The following is a 25,739-nucleotide window of genomic DNA, read 5'->3' on the forward strand; positions in this document are numbered from 1 at the left end:
ATCAGCTGCCTCACGGTAGCCGACACTCTAACGTCTGCAATGGCCGAACCGCTGCCCATGATCCCGCAAGCGAAGGCGGCAAGCGCGTGCTGTTCTATTCAGGCGATGATGCGCAGGCGAAAGCAAAGATCGGCGAGTTCATCGAGCGGCTCGGCTTTTTTGGTATCGATCTTGGCCCTCTCGCGATTAGCGCGCGGCTCGTGCAGTTTCCGGGTGGTCCGTTGCCGACGTTGAATCTGGTGAAGTTCGGTTAAACGGCTGCATATGGCGCGAGGCGGTTTCTCAGCCTCGACAATTTCATCAAGCCAGTGACGTCGATGACAGTCATGCCGTTCGACACCGCTGCATCCCACGCGGGGCATCTTCTACCGGCGGCTGGGAACCGCCTACATCGTCAACTGCGCCAGACTGCTCTCGATCGTCGAGAGATCGTCATGCCTCAAACAACTGAGTCCGACGGTGAACTGGTTTGGCTCTTCCTGTCGAAGCAATGAAGATCATCGGGCCGGTTGAAGATCCGTGAAGTTCAAAAGGCTGCTGGCCGAATGTAGTTGCCCATTTCACGCGCCTCGCATCGACCGATGATTTCGTCCGATCTTAATCGACTTCCTCTTCGCGAACGCCTAGCATTAAAGCTGCCGCCTCGCGAGGAGATAGCCATGTTGTGTGTCGTCTGCGCAAAAGAGGTCCCCGTCAGCAAGGACCAGAACCCGTGGTGCTCGGAACTGTGTCGCGGCAAGTGGCAACGCCGCCAGCCTTTCCTCTTTGCAGACCTAAAGCCCAAGAATCGCGACCTGCGCAAAGAGAAGCCCATCCCGCAGCCTGCGAACACAGGGGAAAATCTGCTTGCCGCCGTATTGCAGAGCAACACATTCGACGACGACACACTCGCCAGGCTGCGCGGCGTAACAACGGCCACGCGGCCCCTTGCGATCGAAAAAGAGGTTGGGTCCGGCTTTCACAAGAATGCTACGCACTACCAGCAGAGAAGCGGCAAAGTCGAAACAACGCCGATCAGCGCCGACCGCATGCTTGAAATCGCGATCATGGCGTACAACACGGCAATCCTGCTGCATCAGGCGAAAAAGCCGGTGATCCTGTATCGAATCGCGGGAAAACGCACGCTGAGTGAAGAAGAACAGAAGCAGACGTTGTCGAGTTCCGTGCGCGCGAAAGTCGATGTCGGAGCCACGGAGCGCAAGGAAGTGTGGCCGATTGAAAAGACCGCGGCGTGGATTCAGGGCGCCATGCGTGCGCGCGTGAGCTTCGTGTTGCTCAATGATCCGCGTGAGGATCTGGTCGGCGGCGTTGACAAAAAATCCGACGCGATTTACGTACGCGAGATATTCCAGATCATTTCGACGCACTATGTCATCGGTAAGGCAACCGATGAGATAACGCCAAAGGCACAGCTTACCTGCGCAAAAGGCAAGATCCTGCCGTTCGTGCTGAACCCGCCGGACAAGACTATCGGCCCGCTGCCGCTGATTCCGCGCATGAATCAGAAGATCGACTGGAGCCACACATGGGATGGCTCGAAGTCGTCGCTGACAATTGGCGATCCCGCTGAATTGATCCGTGATCAACTGACTGTGACATTCAAGGAAGCGGGAACCTCGCTTGGCATTCCGGAGTATCCGGCGAAGAGTTGGAAAGTGGACTAGGTTGGAAAAAGGGTTGAAGGGGGTGTGGTGGGGGTCATTGACGGTCGAGATTTTTGCCGCCTGGCCTTAAGTTGGCATCAGGCAAGCATCTCCCCGGAAAGGCCCCGCAGCGTTCCTGTCTATTCCTCGACCATCACCTGGATCCGGCCCCCTCTGATTGCGCTGAGGAAGGCCCGATAGTCGCTTCGGTTCTGGGACGCATACTCCGTCGCAAACTCGCCGACCGCGTCGTCGAAGGTCTGTCCGGAGCCCATGTACCCGGCGATCATCGCAGCATCGCCGGAGCGGGCATGCGCGCGAGCCAAGGCATGCGCGCACATCCGCGCATATTGCCGCAACAAGCCTGTATCCCAATCCTCGATGACCGCAGACAACTTCATGTCGCGAAGCTGGCGGAGATAGAATTCGCGGCCGTTCACCCCTCGGGTCCATCCGAGGAACACATCGCTCGCCGACTGCATGAGGCGCTGACCCACGATGACACGCTGGCCATGATTGGGGTGCAGGCTCTTGCCCGCGTACGGCTCGAGCACCGAGGCCTTCGCCTCCTTCACTTGCAGGAACAGCGGATCGTCGTCCGCCGCCATGAACAGGCCCACGGCGCACATCGTGCCAACGCTTCCCACGCCGACGACCTTGAGGGCCAGGTCGACGTAGTGGAAGCGGTCGAACAGTATCCGGACGTGCTCGGGCAAGCTCTCCCGATACGAGGCGATGGCTTCCCTGTAGCCTGTCTCAAGACCGGGAGCCTGTTCTTCCGTCGGATGGAAGATCAGGGGGGGCTCATCCTTGATCCTGGGCTTGACTCCTTGCTCCGAGACAAGCTTCGGATACAGATGGTCAGGCACCGACTTACGCCGCTCGACTTCGAGCCGCTCCGCCAACCGCTTGCGCGCCGCTGCCACGACAGCTGGATCGCCCGTTCGATCTTCATACTTTTGCAGGTCGATCTTGTTGTACCAGACATCAAGGGCCCGCATCCCGGCGAAATTGACCATCCGTTCGCGGTATGCGCGCACGAGATCGGTGGCCACGCGTCCGGCGTCGCTGTGGGGAAGCTCCAGATGTTGCGCCGCAACGACCACGCTGGCCGCAAGCCGCTTGAGGTCCCATTCGAAAGGGGCCGGCAGCGTCTCGTCGAGATCGTTGACGTCGAAGATCACGTTGCGTTCGGGCGTCGCGAAGCCGCCGAAGTTCATCAGGTGCGCATCGCCGCACGCCTGCACCCGGAGCCCGCTCGTTGGTGTCCCGGCAAGGTCGGCTGCCATGAGTACGGCCGCACCGCGATAAAACGCGAAAGGCGAAGCAGCCATACGCCCGAAGCGGATCGGGGTCAGGCTCAGGATACGGCCCTCATTGGATTCGATCAGGAGTTCAACCGGATCACGGCGATCCTTGGGCGCGTTCCATCCTGCATGCGATGCACGCGGCGCCGTATCGCGCAGTGCCCGCCCTTTGGCGCCGCGCTCATCGGCCGATAAGTAAGGCGTCCCGTTTTGAGGTGCAGCACTCTCGATCTTTCTCTTATCATTCTTGGACATGCGACATTCCCCCTTGTCAGGTTGGCGCTACCTGGATCTGGAATCCGCTTGATATCGAGATCTATATGAAAGGATAGGAAACAGACGGAGGATCACGTAGATCAAAATCAACGGCATCCTTCGGGGCGGGGCACGGACACGCATGGCGACAGGCTATCCTCGGCGTTAGGTTCGTCTATGGAATCCGGGTTTTTTTCCAGCTTTCTTGGCCGGAATGGTGCGCCCGTCGCAAAGGCGTTGCGTGTGGCCTGATGACTGCTTGCGTGGACGCCATACGAAATCGCGGGTACGCAATCGCTCGTTCGCCGACGGTGACGTTCACGAAGGAGGCCATCGAACTTTGCGATGCCTTTGGCTGCAAGAGAGGCAACATCTTCCGTTCGGTGATGCCGATCCTGAGCCCCATCACAATCTTCATGGAACGAGAAAGTTAACGGAGCTTTCGACACCATGCATGGAAGGTTGCTCAGTAAGCTCGTTTCGTCTGGATTCCGAGGACCGGTGATCGGTCGGGACCATCCAGACTACGACCCTGCGCGGCGGGTGTGGAATGGCCTTGTCGACCGCAGGCCCGCCGCAATATTGCAGGCGGAGAGCGTCGATGATGTTCGAAGGGCCATCGACTCGGCAGCCCAGAGCAATGCCCTCCTGGCAGTGCGAGGAGGCGGCCATAGCATACCGGGCCTATCCACCTGTGACGATGGTCTCGTGCTTGATCTCTCACGGCTCAATTCGGTCGTCATGGATGAAAACGCCGGGACGGTAGACGTTGGCGGCGGAGCCCTGTTGGGCAATCTCGATCAGGCGCTCGTTCCCAAAGGTAATGTGGTACCAGCGGGCGTGATCTCCCATACCGGTGTTGCCGGACTGACTCTGGGTGGCGGCATGGGCCGGCTCAGCCGCGCGTTTGGGCTGACGATTGATCACCTTGCGGGAGTTGAACTCGTAACCGCGGACGGAGCGGTGAACTGGATCGATATCCATTCAGACCCAGAGCTATTTTGGGGGTTACGCGGGGGTGGTGGAAATTTCGGTATCGTCACCCGCTTCCGTTTCAAGCTTTGCGCATTGGGACCGGTCATGGTCGGCCAATGGAACTACCCGATCAGACACGCAAAGGAGGCGCTCGGCACCCTCGACGAGTTGGCTCGATCTCGACCGCGCGAGTTCTCCGTCGCATTCACTTTGACGTCATCGAGTTTGAGCGTGACGGCGGTCTGGGTGGGCGATATCGCTCACGCGAAGCAAATGCTCGGTCCGTTTGGACTGCTCGCGCAAGCAGGACAGGGAACCATCGCGCACCTGCCGTTCGTCCAGCTACAAAGCTGCAACGATGACCACTTCGCCTGGTGCCGGCGGTACTATGCCAAAGGCGGTTTCTGGCGGAGTATCACGAGCAATGCGATCGATACGATGCTCCGGGAGGTTGATGCGGCTCCCACTCCCGATTCGGAGTTTTACGTGTTGCAACTCGGAGGCGCGGTCGCAGACGTGCCAGAGGATGCGACCGCCTATTCCGGGAGACAAGCGGCATACTATTGGATTACCGAGCCCGTGTGGGATGATCCGGCGGACGACGAACGGTGCATAGCATGGGGGCGGGCTGCCGCCACAAGGATATCGGACCAGTCCATACAGGCCAATTACGTCAACGAACAGGGAGATACCGCCATCGCTCCAGGTGCATATGGCGCTCTCAAATATGAAAGGCTTGCGCGTCTGAAAGCCCGTTGCGATCCGAGCAACCTCTTTCGCCTCAATCAGAATATCGTGCCCTTCCCGCGACCTACCTCTGCGTGATTTTTTGGTGCAGCGAATATCATTGCTGCCGAACGACCGTGAGCAGCGAGAAAGACGGAAAGAGCGTCCGTCGGTCTATTTGCGAGGCGGCCATAAGTGACGTAAAAGAAATCGAGTGGCGGTACGGAATGACCGTTCCACTCAGATACCGGCCCTTGCACCTCCGACTGCACGACCGGCAGCAACGGGTCGCGGCTGTCCTCCGGCAGGAGGACAGCTGTCGTTCGACGTAACAGATGGTCCAATGACCGCAATGGCCGATGACTTGTCCACTCCACCGTGACGTAGCGCCCACACACTTCCACCGACCGACCACCACACGCCGCTCTAAATCGCGGACGCAAACACAACCATCACACAGCATTCCCATACAACGGCAGAATCTTCGCTTCAAGCATCGCAATTGCCTGGATCGCCAGTTGCGACAACGTGTGCTTGCTGCTGGTCGCAATCGCGAGGCGGCTGAAGAGCGTCGGTTCAGTGATCCGCATCACTTGAAAGCGGCGCTTGAGCGCATCGCTTGTCGTTGCGTTCAGCGATAGCACTGCGTACCCGATGCCCTCGGTGACAAGGTCGAGAATCGACGTGACAGCATCGACCTCCAGTTCGATCCGCAACCGCACGCCTTGCTCCGCTGCTGCCGATTCGACCATCCGCCTGATCGCATGCATACGGCCAGGGATGACAAGCGGATAGCGCGCGATTTCCCGCAACGGAACGGCAGTCAAAGGCGCAAGCGGCGCAACCGGCACATCGCCGCCTGCGTCGCCCGTATCCGGGCCGATCAGGAACAGCTCTTCGGTAAAGATGGTTCGCTTGTCGATCAACGGCGTATCGAACGTGTCGTACATGACCGCGACGTCGATCCGGCCCATCATCAGCCATTCGATCAGATACGTGGAAAGGCCCTGCGCCACGGAAATGGTTGCACCCGGGAACGTCGTCCGAAAGCTCTTGACGAGTTCGTGCGTTGCTACCTTCGCGAAGCTGGGCGTGATGCCGATGCCGAAATGACCTCCGGGCGCGCCATGCAATCCGTCGAGGTCCTGCGACGCACGCTGCACTTGCTGAAGGATGCCTTTCGCGTGCGCGAGCATCCGCTGGCCGGCGGGCGTCGGCGTCACGCCGCGTCCATTGCGTTCGAGCAGCGTATGACGCAATTCCACCTCCAGTTGCCGCACGAGCCGGCTCAGAGCGGGCTGGTTGGTGTCCAGCGTGATTGCGGCGCGCGTAAAGCTTCCAAGTTCAGCGACCTGAACGAATGCCTCAAGCTGCTTCAGTTCCATTGAAAGGTATGTGAATTTCACATATCAGCTAGTTGGGTATGGCAATTGTAGACAGAACCATGCGCCGTCACAATCCGCTCATCCAATTGCTCATTCAATCGAGTCCGTGCCGCACGCGGAACCTGCACAAAGAGACGACGTTCGATGAAATCCTGTTTGCCGCCCGATCCCCATCCCGTTCAACCGGCCCACGCGTTGCCCGCTGGCGCCTGCGACGCGCATTGCCACGTATTCGGCCCCGCCGACGTCTTTCCGTATGCGCCAGACCGCAGCTACACGCCTCCCGACGCGCCGTTCGAGCGTCTCGTCGCGTTGCATGATTTTCTTGGCGCGAGCCGCGGCGTGATCGTGCAGGCCAGTTGCCATGGCACCGACAACACAGCGATGCTCGACGCGATTACGCGCGGCAATGGGCGCTATCGCGGTGTTGCAATCGTCGACGGCAAGGTGACCGACGAACAGCTTGCTCACCTGGACGCACACGGCGTGCGCGGAGTGCGCTTCAACTTCGTCGCGCATCTGGGCGGCGCGCCCGATCTCGACGTATTCGACTCGGTGCTGGAACGTATCGAGCGGCTCGGTTGGCACGTGGTGCTGCATCTGGACGCACAGGACATCCTGCAATACGCGGAGAGGATTGCACGTATCAAGGTGCCGTTCGTGATCGACCACATGGGGCGTGTGCGTGCCGAAGCCGGGCTGGATCAGCAGCCGTTCAGGCAACTGCTCGAACTCATGCGAAATCCGCTCGCCTGGGTTAAGGTCTGCGGCGCGGAACGCGTGTCGGCGGGGCGGCGGCCTTTCGACGACGCGATTCCCTTTGCACGCACGCTGATCGAGGCTGCGCCCGACCGCGTGCTGTGGGGCACCGACTGGCCGCATCCGAATATCAGCAAGGACATGCCGAACGACGGCGAACTGGTCGATCTGTTGTTCCGTTTCTGTCCAGACGCTGCGCTGCGCGAGAAACTGCTGGTGACGAACCCCGCGCGCCTTTACGGGTTCTGAGAGTCCAATTTAAACACTACGCGTTGAACTGCCACATCCGATGGCAGACAGACGGGAAAGCAGCATGCCCCGTCCTTTCGCTAACAATCCATGGTCAGGAGACACGATGATTCAGATGTTTTGGCAAGCCCTCCGTCGAGGAGCGACGTCATGAGTAACGGTGCAGTCATGACGTCGCGCACAACGGCGACGAAGAAGCCTTTTTATCGCGCGCTGTATTTCCATGTGCTCGTCGCGATTCTGCTCGGCGTGCTGCTCGGCCATTTCATGCCGTCGCTGGCAGTGCAAATGAAGCCGCTCGGCGACGCGTTCATCAAGCTGATCAAGATGGTGATCGGCCCGATCATCTTTTGCACCGTCGTCACGGGCATCGCGGGCATGGGTGACATGAAGAAGGTCGGCCGCGTGGGCGGCAAGGCGCTGCTGTATTTCGAAGTGGTGTCGACGCTGTCGCTGGTGGTCGGTCTGGTTGCAGGGCATCTGTTTCATCCTGGCAGCGGTTTCAACCTGGACCCGGCGAAGATCGATACGAAAGCACTGACGGGTTACACCACGGCCGCGCATCAGCAGAACACGGTCGAGTTTCTGATGCACATCATTCCCGACACGGTTTCGGGTGCGTTCACGTCCGGCAATGTGCTGCAAATCCTTCTGGTCTCGGTGCTGTTCGGTGCTGCGCTCGCGGCCGCAGGCGAGCGCGGACGACCGCTCGTCACGATGATCGAAGGCTTCGCGCATACGTTCTTCGGCATCGTGCACATCATCATGAAGGTCGCGGCAATCGGTGCGTTCGGCTCGATTGCCTTCACGATCGGCACGTACGGCATCGGTGCAGTGCTGCCGTTGCTGAAGCTGATCGGTGCGTTCTATCTGACGCTCGTCGTCTTCGTGCTGGTGGTGCTCGGCGCGATCTCCCGGATGCTTGGTTTCAGCATCCTGCGCTTCATGGGCTATATCCGCGAAGAAATTCTGATCGTGCTTGGTACGAGTTCGTCCGAGGCCGCGTTGCCGCAGATGCTCGAAAAACTCGAACGTCTCGGCTGTTCGAAATCGGTGGTGGGTCTCGTGATTCCAGCGGGCTATTCGTTCAACCTCGACGGCACGAACATCTACCTGACGATGGCGGTGCTCTTCATCGCGCAGGCATTCAACGTCGAACTCAGCCTGACGCAGCAACTGACGCTGGTTGGCGTGGCGATGCTGACGTCGAAGGGCGCTAGCGGTGTGGCGGGCGCGGCGTTCGTCATGCTGACGTCGACGTTGCTGGTTTTCCCGCTGATTCCTGTATCGGGAATGGTGCTGATTCTCGGCATTCACCGCTTCATGGGCACCGGGCTCGCGATCGTCAACACGATCGGCAACGGTGTCGCGACGCTGGTCGTGTCCGCATGGGAACACGAACTCGACCGTTCCAAACTGAACGCCGAAATGCTGCGCCGTCGCGCGGGATGACCGGCTAGCCAAACAACAAAACGCCTGAGTGTTTTGTGGTCTGCGTGTGCGTCGAGCACACGCAGCGGGACCACTCGCGCCTGAAAAATCCAAACCGTCTGGAGACGCAGTTGAAGTCAACTAGAAAAAGCAATCAGCAAAACGCGTTGGGTTTCAATGTTCGTTGTATTCGTTGTGCCGCAGCAGCGTGGTTCGCGGCAACGGCGGGTGTCGCACATGCCGACGCCTCGCAAGCCGCAGCGGGCGCGGCGACGATGACATCGCCGGGGGTTCAGATGTACGGCCTGATCGGGATGTATATCGACAGTTCGAAACTCAGCACGACTCGCGCGAGCACGGTTCAGATGGGCGGCGGCGGGATGACGACCTCGTTCTGGGGCATGCGCGGGCGCGAAGATATCGGCGGCGGCAATGCAGTTGTCTTCTCGCTCGAAGGCTTCTTTAGACCGAACACGGGGCAAAATGGACGGAACGCGACGGACGGTCTGTTCTCGCGCAATGCCTATGTGGGCCTGACTGGCGCATTCGGCACGGTGAAACTCGGCGAGCAGACCAACCCGACCTATATCAACCAGCAGTTCGTCAATCCGTTTGGTTCGTCCGTGGTGTTTTCGCCGTTGATCGTGCAGTCGTACACGGCGAGCTACAACAATACGCAGATCGGCGACACGGTCTGGCAGAACGCTGTCGAATATGTGTCGCCCAGTTATGGCGGCCTCACGGGTACTGTGATCTATGGCGTGAGCAGCGCGACTGGACATCAGGGGCGAGACAATCTTGGCCTGCACCTGACCTATGTGAACGGACCAGTGACGGCCGTTTTCTCCGCACAACGCGTACGTTCAGTTGCAGTTGCGCCGTCGACGGGACAATACCTGTATCTGGTGGGTGCCGCCTACGACGCCAGCTTCGTCAAGGTCTACGGCGCCGCGCAGATGACCAGCAACAACGACGTGGAAACGGGCTCGCATACGTATGAACTGGGCGTGTCGGTTCCGCTGTCGCCGTCGAATGTGATCCTCGCCGAGTGGGCTCGCACGAAACACAGCGCGCCACTCGATCGCAGCGATGTACGCAATACGGGCAGCCTCGCGTACGACTATATTCTTTCGAAGCGAACCTATGTTTATGCGGTCTACTCCTATGACAAGCTGACGGGCAATCCTTCCGGCAGTACTTATGGAGTCGGCATGCAGCACAGTTTCTAGGCTGCAGCTATTTCGCAGAAGGCGCAGGCTTTAAAGGCAGAAAGCCTGCGCCCGTGGCCAGGCATGAACCCATCCGCGACTCGACTAACGGAAGCCGTAGACGAGAATCTTTTTCCCCTCAAAGTACTCTTGCACACCTTGCTCGCAATTCGGTGGACACATTGTGTGGTCGAGGCTCTCGCCTGCCACGGTGACCGCCTTGTAGACAACGGATTCGACGAGCGTCCCGTCGGCAGCAATGACGATGTTCAGATCAGTCTCGACGCCCGCGGGAACGGCTCCGCCGGCGGTATAGACGATTTTCATGGTGCCGGTGCAATCGGGGTTCACCGTGTAGGTGCCTTCCTGTTTCGGATTGAATGTCGTCTTTCCCCCTTTCGGCAACCCGCCGATCATGCCGAAGTCGGTGCGTTGAAAAGTGCCCGCGCCGTCGAACGTCACCAGGGCAACGTCATCGAGGATCGGCTGAGTGGCGTACGGATGCAACACACCATCGGCAGTTTTCAATCCAAGAATCACTCCGTGACCGATAAACTCAAACGCTCCCTTTAGCGTTGCGTTCGAGCAGAGGCCGCCGTGGCCGTCGTGGTCGCCGGCCTGCACGGCACCACTGAGCAGGAGAAGTGCAACGGCTGTTGCCGATAAAATGCTTGCATGCTTGATCTTCATGGTCATCTCCTTGTCATCGAATCAGGCGCTTGAGATCACGGCGCGCAGGGGCCCATTGCCTGGTTGCAGTAGGCGCCCAATTCAAACAACTGAAATTGAAAATGGCCGCAGTGATACCGCGCTGCCGCCATCTGCGGAGCAAGCTGTGAGAGAGAACGATGGGCCGTCAGTGCGGCTAGGTGTTCTGGAGTGGGAAGCAAGAAAGACTTAAGCGTGGGCCAAAGTAATGAATGGCGAAACGCTTCACCAAGCGGTCATTTTTTCACTCGGTGTCGGCAGACACGTGCAGAAGGGGTGCACAAAATTCCGCTCGATGATGACTTCGTGGGTCGGCTACGCCTTTAAGGTCGCATAGCTGAATTGAGTGTAATGCACGATATTCGCAGGTGCCAGATGGATTTGGCATAAGCGGCCAGAACCGTCGACGACTCAATCGACAGGCATCGGACCAGTCAGATATTTTCCTTCGCCGAAACCGCTGACCGCTTCAATCGCATCGAAACGGAGAAACGTTCCGCGGGATGCAAACTGACCGACACCTCGAACGCGACGCCCGACGAGTCCAGATAGCGACGCACGATCTCCAGTGCCGCAGTGCCTGCCTCGACCCGCAACAGCTCAGCCATTTCCCGCGAGACGTTCACGGCGTGAACGTCCTGCTGTATCTCCGTCACGCATCGGCCGTAGCGCGCTTCGATCAGCGCGCTGATTAGCGTGTCCGGTTCCTCGCGAGCGGCCTCGGCGATGTCGGCATAACCGGGATCGATGTACACATCCGTCCATCCGATCGGCGGCCGTCTGCCATCGCCGTCGACACGCAGACTCGATATGCGTAGCCAGCGATCGCCCTCATCGCATTGCAAGACCTTGGCCAACGGACCCGCCGCCGCGATCTCCGCCGTCGACTGCACCACGCGCTGGTGTTTCGAGCCGAACTGAACCAGATCCTCAACGGACGCCAGCGAAGGGCGGAAGTCGTTCTTCGGCTGTGTCGACTCGACACGCGTGCCCGCGTTTTTCCGGCGCGACACGAAGCCGAGCTGCTGAAGCTCATGCAAGGCGGCGCGGATCGTGTGACGGCTGGTCTTGTACTGGTCGCGCAGCTCCAGCTCGGTCGGCAGATACGAGCCGACCGGGAAGCGGCCGCTGGCGATGCCCTGCGTCAGGTCGCGGGCGATGTCGGCGTAATGGGGTTTGTTCATATCGGGTGACGGGCAGCGCTGATCCAGGGGTAAATCATAGCTTGAATCATATGTTCGAACATATTATCTTGAATATGTCCGGACATATTGAGGCGTCAGTCACTCTGTCCCGCAATTCCTTCATACCCGTTTTGATCGAGGCCAAGCCCGCCATGAACAGCCGCTCCATCCCTTCTTCCAGCACCGTCTTCGATTCGATCCTGTTTCGCGACGCGTTCGGCACCGCCAAAATGCGCGCCGTGTTTTCGGATCACGCGCTGGTGCAGCGCTATATCGATGTCGAAGTCGCGCTCGCCAAGGCCGAGGCGCGCGTCGGCGTGATCCCCGCCGACGCGGCCGAAGCAATCGCACGCGAATCGCAGATCGAGCGCATCGACTTCGACCATATGCGCGAGGAAACGGACATCGTCGGCTATCCGATCCTGCCGCTCGTGCATCAGCTCGTCGGCATGTGCGGCGAGGCGGGCCGCTATGTGCATTGGGGCGCGACGACGCAGGACATCATGGATACGGCCGTGTCGCTGCAGGTACGCGACGCGCTCGATTCGATCGACGGCGACATCCGCGAACTGCGCGGCATCCTCGCCGACCTTGCGAAGAAGCATCGCGATACGCCGATGGCGGGCCGTACGCACTTGCAACAGGCGCTGCCCGTCACGTTCGGCTACAAGGTGGCGATCTGGCTGGCGATGTTCGACCGGCACCAGCAGCGCATCGCGGAGATGCGCAAGCGCGTCGCTGTAGTCGAATTCGCCGGCGCGGCGGGCACGCTCGCGTCGCTCGGCGACAAGGGTCTCGACGTGCAGAAGGCACTCGCGCAGGAACTGAAGCTCGGCGTGCCGGCCACGACATGGCACGTCGCGCGCGATGGTTTCGCCGAAGCCGTCAACCTGCTCGCGATCGTCACGGGCTCGCTCGGCAAGATCGCCACCGACATCATGATCATGGCGTCGAACGAATTCGGCGAAGTGTATGAGCCGTTCGTGAAGGGACGCGGCGCGAGCAGCACGATGCCGCAAAAGCGCAATCCGATTTCGAGCGAACTGATGCTTGCCGCGGCAAAAGCGGTGCGGCAACAGGCGGGATTGATGGTGGACGCGATGATCCAGGACTTCGAGCGCGCGACGGGCCCGTGGCACGCGGAGTGGATTGCGATTCCCGAGAGCTTCATTCTGACCTCGGGCGCGCTGCACCAGGCGAAGTTCGCGCTCGGCGGACTGATCGTCGATACCGAACGCATGAAGCACAACCTCGGCATCAGCAAGGGGCTGATCGTCGCCGAGGCGGTGATGATGCAGATTGCGCCGATCACGGGCCGCCAGCAGGCGCACGACATCGTCTACGACGCTTGCCGCACGGTGAACGAGCAGGGCGGCACGCTGGCCGAAGCGCTGGCTGCGCTGCCTGAAGTGACACGCCATTTCGATCGCGACGCGATCGACCGCATGACGGACCCCGCGAACTATCTTGGTCTTGCACCGCAGATGGTCGACCGCGCGCTCGCGTTGTCCAGCGAGATCTGATCAACGATCTGTGGAGGAGCACACACCATGACGAACGACAACGCATCGCGCGACGAATCGATGGCGGCACCCGCCAGGCGGCCCTGGTATCGGAAACTGGGCATGCAGGTTCTGCTTTCGCTCGTGCTCGGCATTGCTGTCGGATTGATCTTTCCGAAGTTCGGCGCGCAGCTCAAGATTCTCGGCGACGTCTTTCTCGCGCTCATCAAGGCCGGCGTCGCGCCGCTCGTGTTTCTCACGATCGTGCACGGCATTGCATCGGCGGGCGATGTGAAAAGCGCAGGGCGGGTGGGCTGGCGCTCCATCGTGTACTTCGAAGTCGTGTCGACGATTGCGCTTGCCATCGGCCTGCTGGCGGGCAACCTGCTGCAGACGGGCAAGGGCATGACGGCCATCACGCCGGGCGCGATGCCTGTCATTGCCGCGAAGGCCGCGCCACAAGGCTTCACGGAGTTCGTGATGCATCTCGTGCCGGACAACTTCATCGGCGCGTTCGCAAAGGGTGAACTATTACAGGTCGTCGTGCTGGCCGTGATGGTGGGCATCGGTATTCTCGCCATTCCCGAGAGCCGGCGCGTACGCATCAACGAAGGGCTCGACCTGATTTCGCAAGTGCTCTTCTCGTTCATCAATCTCGTGATGAAGCTCGCACCGCTGGGCACGTTCGGCGCGGTGGCGTTCGCGGTCGGTAGCAACGGCACGGCGGTGCTGGTCGCGCTCGCGCAACTCGTGTTGAGCTTCTATGCGGTGATCGCGCTGTTCATCGTCGTGGTGATGGGCCTCATTGCGAGGCTGGCCGGCTTCAGCATGTGGCGCTTCCTGCGCTACATCAAGGACGAGATATTGATCGTGCTCGGCACGGCGTCATCGGAAAGCGCATTGCCGCGGCTGCTGATCAAGCTCGAACGCCTTGGCTGCGCGAAGCAGACGGTTGGACTCGTTCTGCCGACAGGGTACGCGTTCAATCTGGATGGCACGTCGATCTTCATGTCGATGGGTGTCATGTTTATCGCGCATGCGTATAACGTTCCCATCACGTTCGAACATCAGGTCGGCATCCTGTTGCTGATGCTGCTGACGTCGAAAGGTGCCGCGACGGTGTCGGGCGGATCGTTCGTCGTGTTCGCGGCGACGGTCACGTCGACGGGCATCTTGCCCGTCGAGGGTCTTGCCGTGATCTTCGGCGTGTACCGGTTCATGTCGATGGCGATTGCCACCTGCAATACGATCGGCAACAGCCTTGCGACAGTGGTTGTTGCGCGGTGGTCCGGCACGTTCGACACCCAGCGCGCGCATCGTCATCTTTATCCCGAGCGCTACCCGGATACGGCGCGCGAAGACGCGGGACTGGATGATGGCGACCTGCTTCCGGATGGTGCGGGCAACGGCGATCAACGGCCTTCAGCCGTTTCGTTCAAGCGGGCCGGTGCTTCGCACTAAGCGGTGTCTTGAGAATGTGGCGCGCGCCAGCAATCGCGCGCCACACCTGCCTCAGAAGATCTACTCTGCTGCTCTCGCGGGCACGTTCGACAGCAGCGGCCCCAAACCTTCAGCGAACGTCAGGTGCGAGATGACGGCGTCGCGGAGCTTCTGATACGGAAGCTCAGCGAGCATCGCGGTCTGCATCGAGGCCATCACTTCGCCCGCTTCCGGGCCGATCATCGTGAATCCCACGATACGGTCATCCTTGGCACCGACGAGAACCTTCATAAAGCCTTGTGTTTCATCCGTCGCTTCGGTTCGAAGAACATGGCTCATCGGCAGTATTGCAACCCGAGCCGCGATACCGTGACGGAGCGCATCGCTTTCATTCAACCCCACGCGTGCAAGCGGCGGATCAGTGAATAGCGTGTACGGAACCAACCGGTCGCTTGTCTTGCGATCGCCGCCAGCCATGTTGTCGCGCACGATCCTGAAGTCGTCCACCGAAACGTGCGTGAACTGCGGGCTGCCCGCGACTTCGCCGATAGCCCACACGCCAGCCGCCGAAGCCTGCAACCGCTCGTTCACACGAATGTATCCGCGATCGTCAAGCTCGATGCCTGCCTGCTCCAGACCGATGTCGGCCGTGTTCGGAACCCGTCCTGCAGCAATGAGAATGTCGCTGCCGTCGATCGCCTGTTCCCCGGAAGTGGTGCGCAGCACGATGCGAACGTGCTTGCCGGAGCGGCCTTTCACACTCGTGGTTTCCGCATTCAGCACGACATCGATTCCTTCCGCGCGCAGAATGCCAAGCATCTCTTCGCTAACGTCCGCGTCTTCGCGAGCCATCAACCGGGCACCGCGCTCAATGATCGTCACGCGGCTGCCGAAGCGGCGATAAGCCTGCGCCATCTCGATACCGATGTAACCGCCGCCGAGCACGATCAGATGTGCTGGCGCGTAGTCAAGGTCCAGCGCGCCAATATGAGTCAGCGGCTCGGCGGCTCGCAAGCCCGGCAGATCGGGAATGGCAGCGTGCGTGCCGACATTGACGACCACCTGCTCGCCGCTGAGCGTGCGCGTGCCGCCGTCGTTGAGTTGCACCTCGATCGTCTTCAGCCCGACGAACCGGCCAACACCCATGATGAGTTCCGCGCCGCTCGACGCATACGCCTGCACATGAAACGCTGCTTCGCGTTCGATCATGCCGCGCTTGCGTTCGCGCACCTTCGCCATGTCGACAGTGACTGGACCAGTCGTCGTGCCAAAGTCGGCGGCATGTCGCGCCAGATGCGCAACGCGCGCGCTCCATATTTCATTCTTGCTGGGCAGGCAAGCGACGGCGGGGCATGAACCGCCTACCCACTGCCGCTCGACCACGGCGACGCGTTGTCCCGCTCGTCCCAGATGCCACGCCAGAAGCTTGCCGCCCTGGCCGCTGCCGAGAATCAATGTATCGAAATGTTCAACTTGAGACATGACATCCTCCAATTCACCTGCGAGTTAATGTGGCTGATGTGGCAGTGATCCGGCTTTCTGCCTGAGATGCATGAGAGCAAAGACGTAGCGAGCGGCACGTCTCGCGTGACGTGTCCGCCCGACTACGCACCTGTCACTTGACCGGCGGAAAATCGACGTCCGTGTCGTTGATCCGATTGAACGTATTGGTGAAAATGGTCATCGCGATTGCCAGCGAGATTTCGGCTAGCTGCGTGTCGGTGTAACCGGCGGCGCGAATGGCTGCCAGTTCGCTGTCGCTGATCGTGCCGCGCGTGGTCTGCAGGTTCAGCACGAAGTGGATGAGCGCATCGCGCCTGGCATCGCCCGTCGCCTTGCCCGCGCGAATCTGGCGGAGTGCTTCGGGCGAGAGGCCCGTCATCTTCCCCAACATCGCGTGCGCGGCCACACAGTAGTCACAACCTGTCTGCTCGCTGACAAGCAGCTTGATGGTTTCCAGATCCTGCTTGCTGAGACTGCTCGATGCCAGCGCATCTTCGGCGTTCAACGCGCCGTTCAATGTCGCGGGCGCAAGATGACCCAGCGCCGCGAACAGGTTCGGCACGCTGCCGCCAGCGATTTTCCGGACCCGTGCGTAGACTTCGGCGGTGGCGCCCGTGGCGTTCGTAACAGCGGGGATAGCGATGCGACTCATGATTGACCTCATTCAGTGGTGGTTAGGAGCCTCCACTTTATGGTCGTCGTGTGATCTTGTTGAGTCTTTAAATTCGCAATATCATGCTCAAAAGTATCAACCGAGGTAAGTATGTCACCCCCACTTGATTGGCTCAGCCGTCTGCTCGGCATGATGACGGTGCGCGGCCAGCTTGAACTTCGATGCGCCTATGGCGCACCGTGGCAGGTCGTCTACGGCGATTCGGATGCTGGGGAAATGCCGTACCACATCGTGCTCGGCGGATCGGCAATCCTGGAGACGCCGGGCACGGGCAAACCGCAGAATCTGGGCGCTGGCGATATCGTGATGTTGACGCACGGCTCGGCTCATATCCTTCACGATGGTGGGGGCGCGAAGCCGAAGCCTGCACGTGAACGCGAGGCGTTGAACCTGATCATCAGCGAAAATAAAGGCACGGGTCAGCGCCTGGATATGCTCTGCGGACGAATCGTGCTGGCGCCGCCACATGACCGCTTTATTCGTGCGTACCTTCCGCCGCGACTCGTAATCCGGACATCGGCCGCGGAGGGTTCCTCTCACGGCGAGACGCTGACCCAGCTGCAAGCTCTTATGGCGCTCATGCGAGCGGAATCGGGTGCGGACAACCTGGGCGGCTACGCGATGCTCAATGCGCTATCGACGGCTCTCTTCGCGCTGGCGCTACGCATGTCCAGCGAGTCTGACGAAGCGCCGACGGGGCTACTGGCGCTCGCTGGGCATCCGCGTCTGGCGCCTGCGCTTGCGGTCATATTCAACGAGCCGGCCTATCCGTGGACCCTGGCTGAGTTGTCCGGGCTCTGTAGCATGTCGCGCGCGACCTTGCTTCGCCACTTCCATGAGAAGGTGGGACGCTCGCCCAATGAGCTGTTGGCGGATGTCCGGATGGCGCTGGCCGCCAACGCGTTGAAAAAGCCAGGCGTTTCCACCGAAGTCGTCGCCGAGGGCGTCGGCTACCAATCCGTGGCTGCGTTCAGGCGCGCCTTCACGCAACACGTGGGCATGACGCCAGCCGAGTGGCGCCGTTCGGAGCTGGAGAAGCAACAGGGCGGTGCATGAGTTAAAGCAGGTTTAGGATGATCCTGCGTGAAAGTACAAAAGGCATTGGGCCGATTGCACAACCGACGGTGCGCTACACTGGTTATTCAGACGCTTGTTGCGCACTTGTACAGTTCCCATTCGATGAATTCGCGATCCAGCGCGATCTTCACCGCGCTTGCCGCGGCAGCGATCTTTGGCGCCGCGACTCCGCTCGCCAAAGCCCTGCTCGAACTGCCGCACCTGTCCTTCTGGATAGCCGCGGCCTTGATGGCGCTGGGTATCTGGCTGCACGTCCGCGAGCGACACGAACATCAACACACGCACGAGTGGCTTGAGCATACGCATCGGCATCGTCATGATGAACATCACCAGCACGAGCACGACTTTGCCTATGTCGGTGATGAGCCACACACGCATCCTCATGTGCATCTACCCATTACCCATTCACACGCGCATTTTCCGGATGTTCACCATCGACATTCGCACTAGTGCGGAGAAGATCGTGAAATGACGCTGCGCCCAGGTAAATCAGCGCGGAAGCCCAGGACGCTGACGATAACGCACTGATCCAGCTCGCTGGCGTGCTACCCTTGGCCGGAGCCTGACCGGTTCTCGTGACACTGGGCCGCCCCGGCAACGACTGGCAATGGTGCATGCACAATTTACCGGAAACAGACCCGCCGCTCGCCGGCTGGTCGGAACTGATCCTCAACGTCGACGACAATGATGCCGCTCGGCTTGCCAAAACGCGCGTGCTGCGTCGTGCGGGCTTCGACGTGCTCGAGGCGTCGACGGGTGAGCAGGCGCTAGCGTTTGTTACATCGCACAAACCTGCCGTCGTCCTGCTCGACGTGCGGCTGCCGGACAGCGATGGCGTGCACGTGTGCAAGCGGATCAAACAGAATCCCTTGACGCGGTCGGTACTGGTCCTTCAGACCTCCGCGGTCCTGTTGAGCGCCTCGGACCGGATTCGCGCCCTGGACAGCGGCGCCGACAGCTACCTGACAGAGCCGGTCGAAGCACCTGAGCTTGTCGCCAATGTACGAGCGCTGCTACGCCTCTGGCGGGCCGAGCGCGCACTTCACGACGCGGACCGGCGCAAGTCCCAGTTCCTCGCGACGCTCGCGCACGAATTGCGCAACCCGCTCGCCCCGATCCGCAACGCCCTGGAGCTGATGGACCCGCGATTCCAGACGAGCCCTGCCGCAGCGCGCGCAGCATGGCAAACGGTAGGGCGACAGGTGGAACATCTGTCGCGCCTCGTCGACGACCTGCTCGATGTTTCGCGTCTGGCGCACGGAAGGCTCACACTCGATCGCACATCCGTCAATGTGGGTTCGGCCATCGCCGCGGCAGTCGAGGCCAACCGGCCCGATATCGATGCGAGGCGGCAACAGGTTTCTATACATCTGGAGAACGAGGCATGCGCCGTTTTTGGTGATGACGCTCGGGTCGTCCAGATGCTCGACAACCTTGTGTCCAATGCGACGAAGTACGCGCCAGACGAAAGCGAGATTGAGATTGACGTCGGGCAGTCGCAAGGCATGGTGTCGATCAGGGTGGGTAATCAGGGCGTCGGCGTCCTGCCGGAAGAACAGGAAGCGATCTTCGAGCCATTCATCCAGTCGCAACGAAGCGTTGCTGCGTCGCAGGGCGGTCTCGGCATAGGCCTGTCTCTGGTCCGTGCGCTTGCCGTGCTACATGGCGGAACGGTGACGGTCCGATCGAAGGGAGCGGGGACGGGTGCAGATTTTGTGCTGCGTCTGCCCGAGTTCATAGGATCGACATCGCTCGCTTCGTCACAGGCAGAGGGCGCGTTGGGGAACAACAGCCGCTCTCGAAGCATCCTGATAGTGGACGACAAACTCGATAACGCCACGTCGCTTGCCGCGTTGCTCGAATCGCACGGGCACCGGGTGCATATCGCGGGCTCAGGTAACGCCGCGCTGATCGTCAATGGGCAGATTACGCTCGATGTCGCGATCATTGACATCGGCATTCCCCCTCCAGACGGTTATCAGATTGCCCGGACTATTCGGGCACACCCCATCAGCGGAAGTGCCGTACTCATTGCCGTTTCAGAATCCGGGCAAGCCCCCGACGGGCGTGACTGGCGGGCGGCCGGCTTCGACCATCATCTCGTCAAACCGGTTACGCTTTCCGACATATTGCGGCTTGTCGATGGGGCTTGAGCGGGGCGAAACGTCACGCGCATTCTTTCCAGGCGCGACCGCTATCATCCGCACACGATCGACGCTCAACCTCATTTAATGTCCGCACGGACTGATGTGCTCAGTCAAGAGATCATGCCCGGCTATTTCTAAACCGGACCAGTCAACTTGGTGGAAACCGGATCAATACCCGGTCCGCACGGTCGCGACAATGGAGCTTCGGACACTACAACCGGACTCCATGATGGATATCGCGACTTGCTGGGCAACAATCATTGCCTTCGGCGTCGGAATGTATATCGTACTCGACGGATTTGATCTTGGCATCGGGATACTTCTTCCGTTCTTTTCGTCCGAAAGCGAACGTGAGCGTCTATTCAGCAGTCGTTCGCCAGTGTGGCGCGGTAACGAGACGTGGATGGTTTTCGGCGGCGCGTCGCTTTACGCTGCGTTTCCGACGGTCTGTTCAGTTTTGGTTTCCGCGCTCTACCTGCCGTTAGTCACGATGGCACTTTGCTTGATCTTCCGGGGTGTGGCTTTTCAGATCCGGGAAAAGGTCGGAAGGTCTCGTCAGTTTTGGAATGGGGTCTTCATTGTCGGATCGGCAGGCGCGACCTTTTTTCAAGGCGTCATGCTAGGCGAATGGCTATCGGGGATGCGTGTAGCAAACGGACATTTCGTCGGAAATGAATTCGATTGGCTCACACCTTTTTGCCTGTTCACGGGCCTTGCACTATTGATAACGTATGCGCTGCTTGGCTGCTGCTGGCTGATTGCGAAGACCGGAGGAGAACTGCAGCGAAAGCTCTACAGAACTTTTTTGCCATTGACGGCGCTTCAGCTTCTTACGATTATCGGGCTGCTCACTGGCCTTGTGTCACTGGTGATGTATGGTCTTCTTGGCTGCTGCTGGCTGATCTCAAGGAGCAAAGGGGAGATGCAGCGCAAGCTCTATCAGGTTGTTCTGCCGTTGGCTGCACTCCAACTGCTTATGATCGTCGGCCTCAGTATGAAAACGGAGATGAATGCTCCGACGCTTGTGGATCGATGGTTTGACTGGAACGTCCTGCGTTGGCTGCTTCCTGTGCCGCTGCTGCTCGCGGCTGCCTCATGCGGTATGTACCGTGCTGTCGCAGCGCTTCGCGGTATCGCGCCTTTTGTCGTCGCACTACCGTTTTTGTTACTCGGCTATATTGGCTTGCTGATCGACATATGGCCTTTCTCTATCTTCGCCGGAGCGAGTAGCTGGCATGCAGCCGCTCCGCGATCGAACGAGGTTTTCAAGCTCGTCGGTGCTGCGATGATTATTCTGATTTTGCTGACCTACACGTTACCTGGTTACCGGTTTCCTGGACGCGAGAGAGATCTTTGGGACCTTTAAGATCGCGACGCCGATCCTGGCGCGCGGGGCTACACGTACTCCGGCAGCACGATATCGCCGTCGTTGCTCGACGACATGCCTTGCACGTCACGCTCTTCGGATGTTCGCCGTGCTTGAAACGCCGGTTCGTCAATCACGTGCCTTTAACGGCTCATCCGCATCATGCCCGACGGTCTACGCGAACCCTACCGTATAGGTCGTCGGCCCGCCGCCGAAATGCGCCGTCAGCAATTGCCGGCGATTGGGTGCACCGCTCTTCGGCAAACCGAGGTGAACCCAGGTATGTTCGAAGATAAGTTGATCGAACACGAGCGTGGAGGTCTGCAATAGCCGGCAAATGTCGATCGGGGTGCCGTATTGCGGTGCGATGAAATCCACGGCGAGACCATAGATGTGCGCGCTGTCGACGGCGCCTTTGACGGCCTTGTTCAACTGGGGCGAACGATAGCCCGACGAAACGATAATCGGTTTTCCGAGAAGCGCACGCACCTTTTCCAATACCTGTGCAGTGTTCTTAAGATTGACGATGATGTCGGGACCAGGAACGTTTGAGATGTTCTCTCGCGACGCGGTCTGACTCGCCACGAACTCTTCCAATGTGAAATGTGGGCTTAGGTCCATGATGTCTGCCTCGATAACATCAGAAGTAAAAGCGTGTCTGACAGCAGGCTGAAAGTCGACGAGTACAAACGAGTTTGGCCCACATCGTCAGAAGATCAAGACACGCACCTGGCCAGGTGTTCACTGTCGCACGCATGGTGCAGGCGCCCGTGAAACCGCGGCGTGCATTCAGGCATGGCCGGCACCCGCTATCCTGGCCAGTTCGCCTTCGATAGCGCTCGACCACGCCGGTGCCTCGCTCCGGCGCCGCTGCGCATCGAGAATCAGCCGTACATTGCGTAACGTCGTCTCCGGTTCCCAGCTCTCACGCACTTCGGCGAGCGCCGACTGGAGCGCTTCGTCCGCACCGCTCTCGTCTTGCTGCAGCAGTGCAATTTCGAGCAGCGTCGCGTAGTCCCAGTAGTCTGGCTTGCCCGTCGCGATGCGCCGCTGCACGGCGTACGCGACAACGGGAAGCAGGGCTTTGCGGCGCGGATCGGGAGGGTCCTTCAGTTCCATCAGGGTGACGGCGTTGATGCCCGGATAGGCGTCTCGCCAATCCGACTCGAAGCCCTTCAAATAGGCGTTGATCGCTTTGACCAGCAAACCGGACGCGAGCATCGGCTCGCCGTCCTTGACGGCTCGTTCCCAGCGATCCTTGTACACGCGCCCCAGGATTCCGCACGTTTCGCTCGAAGGCCCCCGTTGCGCGATCAACGCCTTCAGCACCGCCTCCGCCTCCGTGTCGCTGCCTGCGCGATTCAACGCGAGTCCAAGCTGTTCTTGCACCAGCACGGTCGCGGCAAGTGGCGCCGACATTTTTCCCACCATTGCGATCATTTCGTCCCACGCCTTGACGGCCCGATAAGACAGGAACAGATCGATCACTACGCCTGCTTCGACATCGGCGAGGCTGCCGGTTCCTGCACTCAGTTCCGCCTCGATGGCTCGCAACTCGTTACAGCCTTTCTGGCGAGCGATTGCGAGGCGATCTTTGAGCCGCTTCGAATAGTCGACGCGCTCGCGGAATACATCCGTCTTCAAGTGCTGGATATCCGGAAACCCGTCGACCAGCTGAAACACCGGGCTGTCGGGCGTCTGTTGTCGCGCCGCTTGCAAGCGGCGGGCGAGCGCCGCGCTCGCTTCAGCGGCGTTGGAAGGCTTGCCGTCCGCTCCCAGCTTGTACGGCATGCCGCGCAGCGGTCCCACATCGAATGGAAGCGGGCCTGCGCCCTCGGCGACGATCAGTTCCGTACTGGCTGACTTCACCGCATGACGCACGCCAAGCTCGTAAAACACGTTCGCGTTCGCGGTCGTCAGATCGGCGACTGCGAAATCGCACAGGATCAATCGTTCGAACATCGGCTTGTGGATGATGCCGCCCGCCAGTTCCTCGTCGGCACGTATCGGCTCGAGGCCGGATTGAATCACGGCGGGTGCGATCAGCTCGGAGTACACCGCGTCGAAGTCGATGACAGCGCCGCCAAGCGTAGGCTTGCGCCCGAACGGCATGAGGACGAAACAGAGCGGGCGGTCGAGTGGGCGGTTCATTGGGTGCATTCTCCGAAAAGCGCGACGTGCGAAGGGCTACACATCGATCACATGGTTTGCCGGCGGCATCCGCGTAACCATGCTTCACGCTCGACTGGCGCCCGAGGTCGTGCGCGCCCGGACGTGATTCTCAAGGCAGGATATTCCTCGCGGCCACGTCCGCGCAAAAGCGCCCGGCAATCTGCCCGTATCCCGAGGAGGTCGGGTGAATTTCGTTTAACCAGTCCGGACTGCTGATTTGCGAATCGGCGTCGGCCGGCGTAAGTATTCCGAGCGTTCGGATGACATGGAAATTCTGCAGGGCCAGTCCGCTCACGAGATCAAAGAGCCGGTCGATGAATTCCTTCGCCAGCGTTTTCCAGTCATCTGGCGGCACTTCGTATGCCCGCAACGCCGGATACAGCCACGGCCCGAAATGCAGGCCCGCACCCACATTGCGCGGCATCGGATAGTCATAGGTGTGCGTGATGATGGGCATGTTGCGGTTTGTCTTGCTGGAGGCGCGCATGGCATCCAGCGCGGCATACTGGGCGCGAAGATGCTGGGCAAAAAGTGTCCACCCGTCCTCGGAAACGTATGTTTTGCCTGGCTGCGCGCGCTCGGACTTCGTCAGCATGAGTCTATCGCCGGGGCTGTGTGGCGTTCCGTGAGCATCCGTCGGGAGGACACCGAGCGCGTCGATCAGGTCATTGCCGCCAGCCGATAGCAGCATGGCGTCCCACGGACGCTCGCGCGGCCCACACAGATAGCTCGCGAACCACGGGTCCCGACGCCATTCGACCATATGGGCAAGCGTATCGCCCGGGTCGGCGCAGTTCACGATGATCGCAGAGTGTCCGAAATCCAGATGTGGCAGCAACGATGACGCCCGAAACAGGTTCAAGCCATTGATCGAGAACCACGAGTCACCTTGCGCCAGCATCCGGTATCGGACTGAGGAGAAGTCCGGCGCCATTTCGCTGTCAACCTGCGATGCAGGGACAATCTGCGGTCTGTTCGGCATGACGCCTCCAGCTGGGATCGTTCACTCTTGCACGGAAGACGGGATTCGAACGCTCATCCGCCCGCGCCTGGTACGGGCATCTTCACGCCTGCCAACGTCCCGATGGAGTCGTAGATCGCTTTCACTACCGCGTTGTAGATCTTTTCGATTTCAACTTCGACGATCTGGACAAAAGTAGTCACGAAACCCCTTGCCATCTGATCGAGTCCATCCAGATAGAACATCTTCTCGGCGGCCGTGAAGGCATTGGCCTCGATCATGCCCGCAACCAGTGCGGACTGCTGCGCGAGGGCTTGCAACTGCGCCTTTGAAAACCCGGCGATCATCGTGACGTCATTACCTGTGACCGTTTTGACGGTCGAGGAAATGTTCTGCACGAACGTGTCGGCTGCTTGCGTGAGATCCAGTGCCATGGCCACTCCTTGAACGTGATGATTTCAACGTTGCAAGAAGTTCTCGTAAAAGAGAGCTTCTGAAACGAAGTACTGTGTATAGCCTTTGTTCGCAGCGACTTGTCCATTGTTCAATCCGTGTGCGCAGTCGGTATCCCTCAGCAAGGTCATGGCCCGCGATACCTGCTTGAGCGCCGTTGCGCTGGCGGGGACGTACTGCCGGGTGTCTGCCTGGGCCATCGGGGCGGGCATCGTGAGGGTGGGCGCGCGCTTGACCTTGCGTGCGTCGGCACATTCGGCGGCTGCGAGGCTCAACGCTTCGTCGCGCCCTGTGGGTGGCGTAGGGTTCGATGCGACCCATTGCCCGAACGCCTGCTCGACTTTGTCCCGGATCGCGCTATCGGGGACCGGTCGGCTTTGCGACTCCAGTGCAAGTGCATCGACGGCTCCGATGATCCTGTTGTATTCATCGACGCGCTGCGGGAAGGTCGATTTATCGACCCCCATCCCGGTCGACGCGTAGAGTTGCATGATGTCATTGTTGACGGTGCGGATCCCGTTGACCAGTGCCGGGTCATAGGCCGGTGCCAACTGGATCGTGCAAGCCGTGACGGCCAGGATCGCGGCAAGCGCGATCAAAGTCGTCCAGCGCCAT

General features: G+C 60.1%; 22 protein-coding genes and 1 pseudogene. 12 read left to right on the forward strand and 11 right to left on the reverse strand.

Going from position 1 to position 25,739, the window contains the following annotated elements; translation table 11 throughout:
• Window positions 1-86: 86 nt before the first annotated feature.
• Window positions 87-254, forward strand: a complete 168-nt coding sequence (locus tag C2L64_RS54300; RefSeq protein WP_007576698.1) for an NAD(P)-binding domain-containing protein — start codon at window positions 87-89, stop codon at window positions 252-254.
• Between the two features lie 327 nt (window positions 255-581).
• Complete coding sequence (locus tag C2L64_RS37580) at window positions 582-1,664, forward strand: hypothetical protein (RefSeq protein WP_236674361.1); 1,083 nt, start codon at window positions 582-584, stop codon at window positions 1,662-1,664.
• Between the two features lie 119 nt (window positions 1,665-1,783).
• Here the strand turns inward: C2L64_RS37580 and C2L64_RS37585 are convergent, their stop codons facing one another.
• The gene (locus tag C2L64_RS37585) at window positions 1,784-3,205 is read right to left on the reverse strand and encodes a DUF2252 domain-containing protein (protein ID WP_007576702.1); all 1,422 of its coding nucleotides are present in this window, start codon (window positions 3,203-3,205) and stop codon (window positions 1,784-1,786) included.
• A 450-nt stretch (window positions 3,206-3,655) separates the two neighbouring features.
• On the opposite strand from C2L64_RS37585, the gene C2L64_RS37595 reads away from it, so the two are divergent.
• On the forward strand, window positions 3,656-5,005 hold the full coding sequence (locus tag C2L64_RS37595) for an FAD-binding oxidoreductase (protein ID WP_007576704.1): 1,350 nt from the start codon (window positions 3,656-3,658) through the stop codon (window positions 5,003-5,005).
• Window positions 5,006-5,358: 353 nt separating this feature from the next.
• Here C2L64_RS37595 and C2L64_RS37600 read toward each other — a convergent pair whose 3' ends face one another.
• A complete protein-coding gene (locus C2L64_RS37600) occupies window positions 5,359-6,291 on the reverse strand; it encodes a LysR family transcriptional regulator (RefSeq protein ID WP_007576705.1) in 933 nt (310 codons plus the stop codon).
• A gap of 144 nt (window positions 6,292-6,435) precedes the next feature.
• Here C2L64_RS37600 and C2L64_RS37605 point away from each other — a divergent pair, with 144 nt between their 5' ends.
• The 3 genes from C2L64_RS37605 to C2L64_RS37615 all read left to right on the forward strand — a co-directional run bounded on the left by C2L64_RS37605 (window position 6,436) and on the right by C2L64_RS37615 (window position 9,959).
• Window positions 6,436-7,299 (forward strand): amidohydrolase family protein, encoded by an 864-nt coding sequence (locus C2L64_RS37605; protein WP_007576706.1) that lies wholly within the window; start codon window positions 6,436-6,438, stop codon window positions 7,297-7,299.
• A 150-nt stretch (window positions 7,300-7,449) separates the two neighbouring features.
• Complete coding sequence (locus C2L64_RS37610; protein WP_079492624.1) at window positions 7,450-8,751, forward strand: dicarboxylate/amino acid:cation symporter; 1,302 nt, start codon at window positions 7,450-7,452, stop codon at window positions 8,749-8,751.
• Between the two features lie 146 nt (window positions 8,752-8,897).
• Complete coding sequence (locus C2L64_RS37615) at window positions 8,898-9,959, forward strand: porin (protein WP_007576708.1); 1,062 nt, start codon at window positions 8,898-8,900, stop codon at window positions 9,957-9,959.
• 84 nt (window positions 9,960-10,043) lie between these two features.
• Here the strand turns inward: C2L64_RS37615 and C2L64_RS37620 are convergent, their stop codons facing one another.
• Together C2L64_RS37620 and C2L64_RS37625 are read right to left on the reverse strand one after the other, a co-directional pair.
• The gene (locus C2L64_RS37620) at window positions 10,044-10,628 is read right to left on the reverse strand and encodes a hypothetical protein (RefSeq protein WP_007576709.1); all 585 of its coding nucleotides are present in this window, start codon (window positions 10,626-10,628) and stop codon (window positions 10,044-10,046) included.
• A gap of 452 nt (window positions 10,629-11,080) precedes the next feature.
• The gene (locus C2L64_RS37625) at window positions 11,081-11,830 is read right to left on the reverse strand and encodes a GntR family transcriptional regulator (RefSeq protein WP_007576710.1); all 750 of its coding nucleotides are present in this window, start codon (window positions 11,828-11,830) and stop codon (window positions 11,081-11,083) included.
• A 152-nt stretch (window positions 11,831-11,982) separates the two neighbouring features.
• On the opposite strand from C2L64_RS37625, the gene pcaB reads away from it, so the two are divergent.
• Together pcaB and C2L64_RS37635 are read left to right on the forward strand one after the other, a co-directional pair.
• Window positions 11,983-13,353: a 3-carboxy-cis,cis-muconate cycloisomerase gene (gene pcaB, locus C2L64_RS37630; RefSeq protein WP_007576711.1), complete on the forward strand. Its 1,371-nt coding sequence runs from the start codon at window positions 11,983-11,985 to the stop codon at window positions 13,351-13,353.
• A gap of 27 nt (window positions 13,354-13,380) precedes the next feature.
• Window positions 13,381-14,793, forward strand: coding sequence for a cation:dicarboxylate symporter family transporter (locus tag C2L64_RS37635; RefSeq protein WP_007576712.1), 1,413 nt, complete (start codon window positions 13,381-13,383; stop codon window positions 14,791-14,793).
• 60 nt (window positions 14,794-14,853) lie between these two features.
• On the opposite strand, the gene C2L64_RS37640 is transcribed toward C2L64_RS37635, so the two are convergent.
• Window positions 14,854-16,254: an FAD-dependent oxidoreductase gene (locus tag C2L64_RS37640; RefSeq protein ID WP_007576713.1), complete on the reverse strand. Its 1,401-nt coding sequence runs from the start codon at window positions 16,252-16,254 to the stop codon at window positions 14,854-14,856.
• 133 nt (window positions 16,255-16,387) lie between these two features.
• On the reverse strand, window positions 16,388-16,927 hold the full coding sequence (locus C2L64_RS37645) for a carboxymuconolactone decarboxylase family protein (RefSeq protein ID WP_007576714.1): 540 nt from the start codon (window positions 16,925-16,927) through the stop codon (window positions 16,388-16,390).
• Between the two features lie 111 nt (window positions 16,928-17,038).
• Between C2L64_RS37645 and C2L64_RS37650 the strand changes: the two genes are divergently transcribed.
• The 4 genes and pseudogenes from C2L64_RS37650 to C2L64_RS37665 all read left to right on the forward strand — a co-directional run bounded on the left by C2L64_RS37650 (window position 17,039) and on the right by C2L64_RS37665 (window position 21,538).
• On the forward strand, window positions 17,039-18,004 hold the full coding sequence (locus tag C2L64_RS37650) for a cupin domain-containing protein (protein ID WP_007740809.1): 966 nt from the start codon (window positions 17,039-17,041) through the stop codon (window positions 18,002-18,004).
• A gap of 117 nt (window positions 18,005-18,121) precedes the next feature.
• Window positions 18,122-18,475: pseudogene (locus C2L64_RS55185) on the forward strand (EamA family transporter); the annotation flags it as partial.
• Between the two features lie 164 nt (window positions 18,476-18,639).
• Window positions 18,640-20,178: an ATP-binding response regulator gene (locus C2L64_RS37660; protein WP_007576717.1), complete on the forward strand. Its 1,539-nt coding sequence runs from the start codon at window positions 18,640-18,642 to the stop codon at window positions 20,176-20,178.
• A 223-nt stretch (window positions 20,179-20,401) separates the two neighbouring features.
• Window positions 20,402-21,538, forward strand: coding sequence for a cytochrome d ubiquinol oxidase subunit II (locus tag C2L64_RS37665; protein WP_039899711.1), 1,137 nt, complete (start codon window positions 20,402-20,404; stop codon window positions 21,536-21,538).
• Between the two features lie 174 nt (window positions 21,539-21,712).
• Here C2L64_RS37665 and C2L64_RS37670 read toward each other — a convergent pair whose 3' ends face one another.
• From C2L64_RS37670 to C2L64_RS37690, 5 genes are all read right to left on the reverse strand, one after another.
• A complete protein-coding gene (locus tag C2L64_RS37670) occupies window positions 21,713-22,159 on the reverse strand; it encodes a D-Ala-D-Ala carboxypeptidase family metallohydrolase (protein ID WP_007740806.1) in 447 nt (148 codons plus the stop codon).
• Window positions 22,160-22,327: 168 nt separating this feature from the next.
• The gene (locus C2L64_RS37675) at window positions 22,328-23,689 is read right to left on the reverse strand and encodes a TRAFs-binding domain-containing protein (protein WP_007576723.1); all 1,362 of its coding nucleotides are present in this window, start codon (window positions 23,687-23,689) and stop codon (window positions 22,328-22,330) included.
• A gap of 130 nt (window positions 23,690-23,819) precedes the next feature.
• On the reverse strand, window positions 23,820-24,692 hold the full coding sequence (locus tag C2L64_RS37680) for a hypothetical protein (protein WP_039899678.1): 873 nt from the start codon (window positions 24,690-24,692) through the stop codon (window positions 23,820-23,822).
• A 53-nt stretch (window positions 24,693-24,745) separates the two neighbouring features.
• Window positions 24,746-25,105, reverse strand: coding sequence for a hypothetical protein (locus C2L64_RS37685; protein ID WP_007576727.1), 360 nt, complete (start codon window positions 25,103-25,105; stop codon window positions 24,746-24,748).
• 24 nt (window positions 25,106-25,129) lie between these two features.
• Window positions 25,130-25,723: a hypothetical protein gene (locus C2L64_RS37690; protein ID WP_236674364.1), complete on the reverse strand. Its 594-nt coding sequence runs from the start codon at window positions 25,721-25,723 to the stop codon at window positions 25,130-25,132.
• Window positions 25,724-25,739: the final 16 nt, after the last annotated feature.

The sequence above is a fragment of the Paraburkholderia hospita genome, assembly GCF_002902965.1.
Taxonomy (GTDB): Bacteria; Pseudomonadota; Gammaproteobacteria; order Burkholderiales; family Burkholderiaceae; genus Paraburkholderia; species Paraburkholderia hospita.

Coding starts and splice junctions, on each gene's coding strand:
- C2L64_RS37580 (WP_236674361.1), top strand. CDS start 582: ATGATTTCGTCCGATCTTAATCGACTTCCTCTTCGCGAACGCCTAGCA.
- C2L64_RS37585 (WP_007576702.1), bottom strand. CDS start 3,205: ATGTCCAAGAATGATAAGAGAAAGATCGAGAGTGCTGCACCTCAAAAC.
- C2L64_RS37595 (WP_007576704.1), top strand. CDS start 3,656: ATGCATGGAAGGTTGCTCAGTAAGCTCGTTTCGTCTGGATTCCGAGGA.
- C2L64_RS37600 (WP_007576705.1), bottom strand. CDS start 6,291: ATGGAACTGAAGCAGCTTGAGGCATTCGTTCAGGTCGCTGAACTTGGA.
- C2L64_RS37605 (WP_007576706.1), top strand. CDS start 6,436: ATGAAATCCTGTTTGCCGCCCGATCCCCATCCCGTTCAACCGGCCCAC.
- C2L64_RS37610 (WP_079492624.1), top strand. CDS start 7,450: ATGAGTAACGGTGCAGTCATGACGTCGCGCACAACGGCGACGAAGAAG.
- C2L64_RS37620 (WP_007576709.1), bottom strand. CDS start 10,628: ATGAAGATCAAGCATGCAAGCATTTTATCGGCAACAGCCGTTGCACTT.
- C2L64_RS37625 (WP_007576710.1), bottom strand. CDS start 11,830: ATGAACAAACCCCATTACGCCGACATCGCCCGCGACCTGACGCAGGGC.
- pcaB (WP_007576711.1), top strand. CDS start 11,983: ATGAACAGCCGCTCCATCCCTTCTTCCAGCACCGTCTTCGATTCGATC.
- C2L64_RS37635 (WP_007576712.1), top strand. CDS start 13,381: ATGACGAACGACAACGCATCGCGCGACGAATCGATGGCGGCACCCGCC.
- C2L64_RS37640 (WP_007576713.1), bottom strand. CDS start 16,254: ATGTCTCAAGTTGAACATTTCGATACATTGATTCTCGGCAGCGGCCAG.
- C2L64_RS37645 (WP_007576714.1), bottom strand. CDS start 16,927: ATGAGTCGCATCGCTATCCCCGCTGTTACGAACGCCACGGGCGCCACC.
- C2L64_RS37650 (WP_007740809.1), top strand. CDS start 17,039: ATGTCACCCCCACTTGATTGGCTCAGCCGTCTGCTCGGCATGATGACG.
- C2L64_RS37660 (WP_007576717.1), top strand. CDS start 18,640: ATGCACAATTTACCGGAAACAGACCCGCCGCTCGCCGGCTGGTCGGAA.
- C2L64_RS37665 (WP_039899711.1), top strand. CDS start 20,402: ATGGATATCGCGACTTGCTGGGCAACAATCATTGCCTTCGGCGTCGGA.
- C2L64_RS37670 (WP_007740806.1), bottom strand. CDS start 22,159: ATGGACCTAAGCCCACATTTCACATTGGAAGAGTTCGTGGCGAGTCAG.
- C2L64_RS37675 (WP_007576723.1), bottom strand. CDS start 23,689: ATGAACCGCCCACTCGACCGCCCGCTCTGTTTCGTCCTCATGCCGTTC.
- C2L64_RS37680 (WP_039899678.1), bottom strand. CDS start 24,692: ATGCCGAACAGACCGCAGATTGTCCCTGCATCGCAGGTTGACAGCGAA.
- C2L64_RS37685 (WP_007576727.1), bottom strand. CDS start 25,105: ATGGCACTGGATCTCACGCAAGCAGCCGACACGTTCGTGCAGAACATT.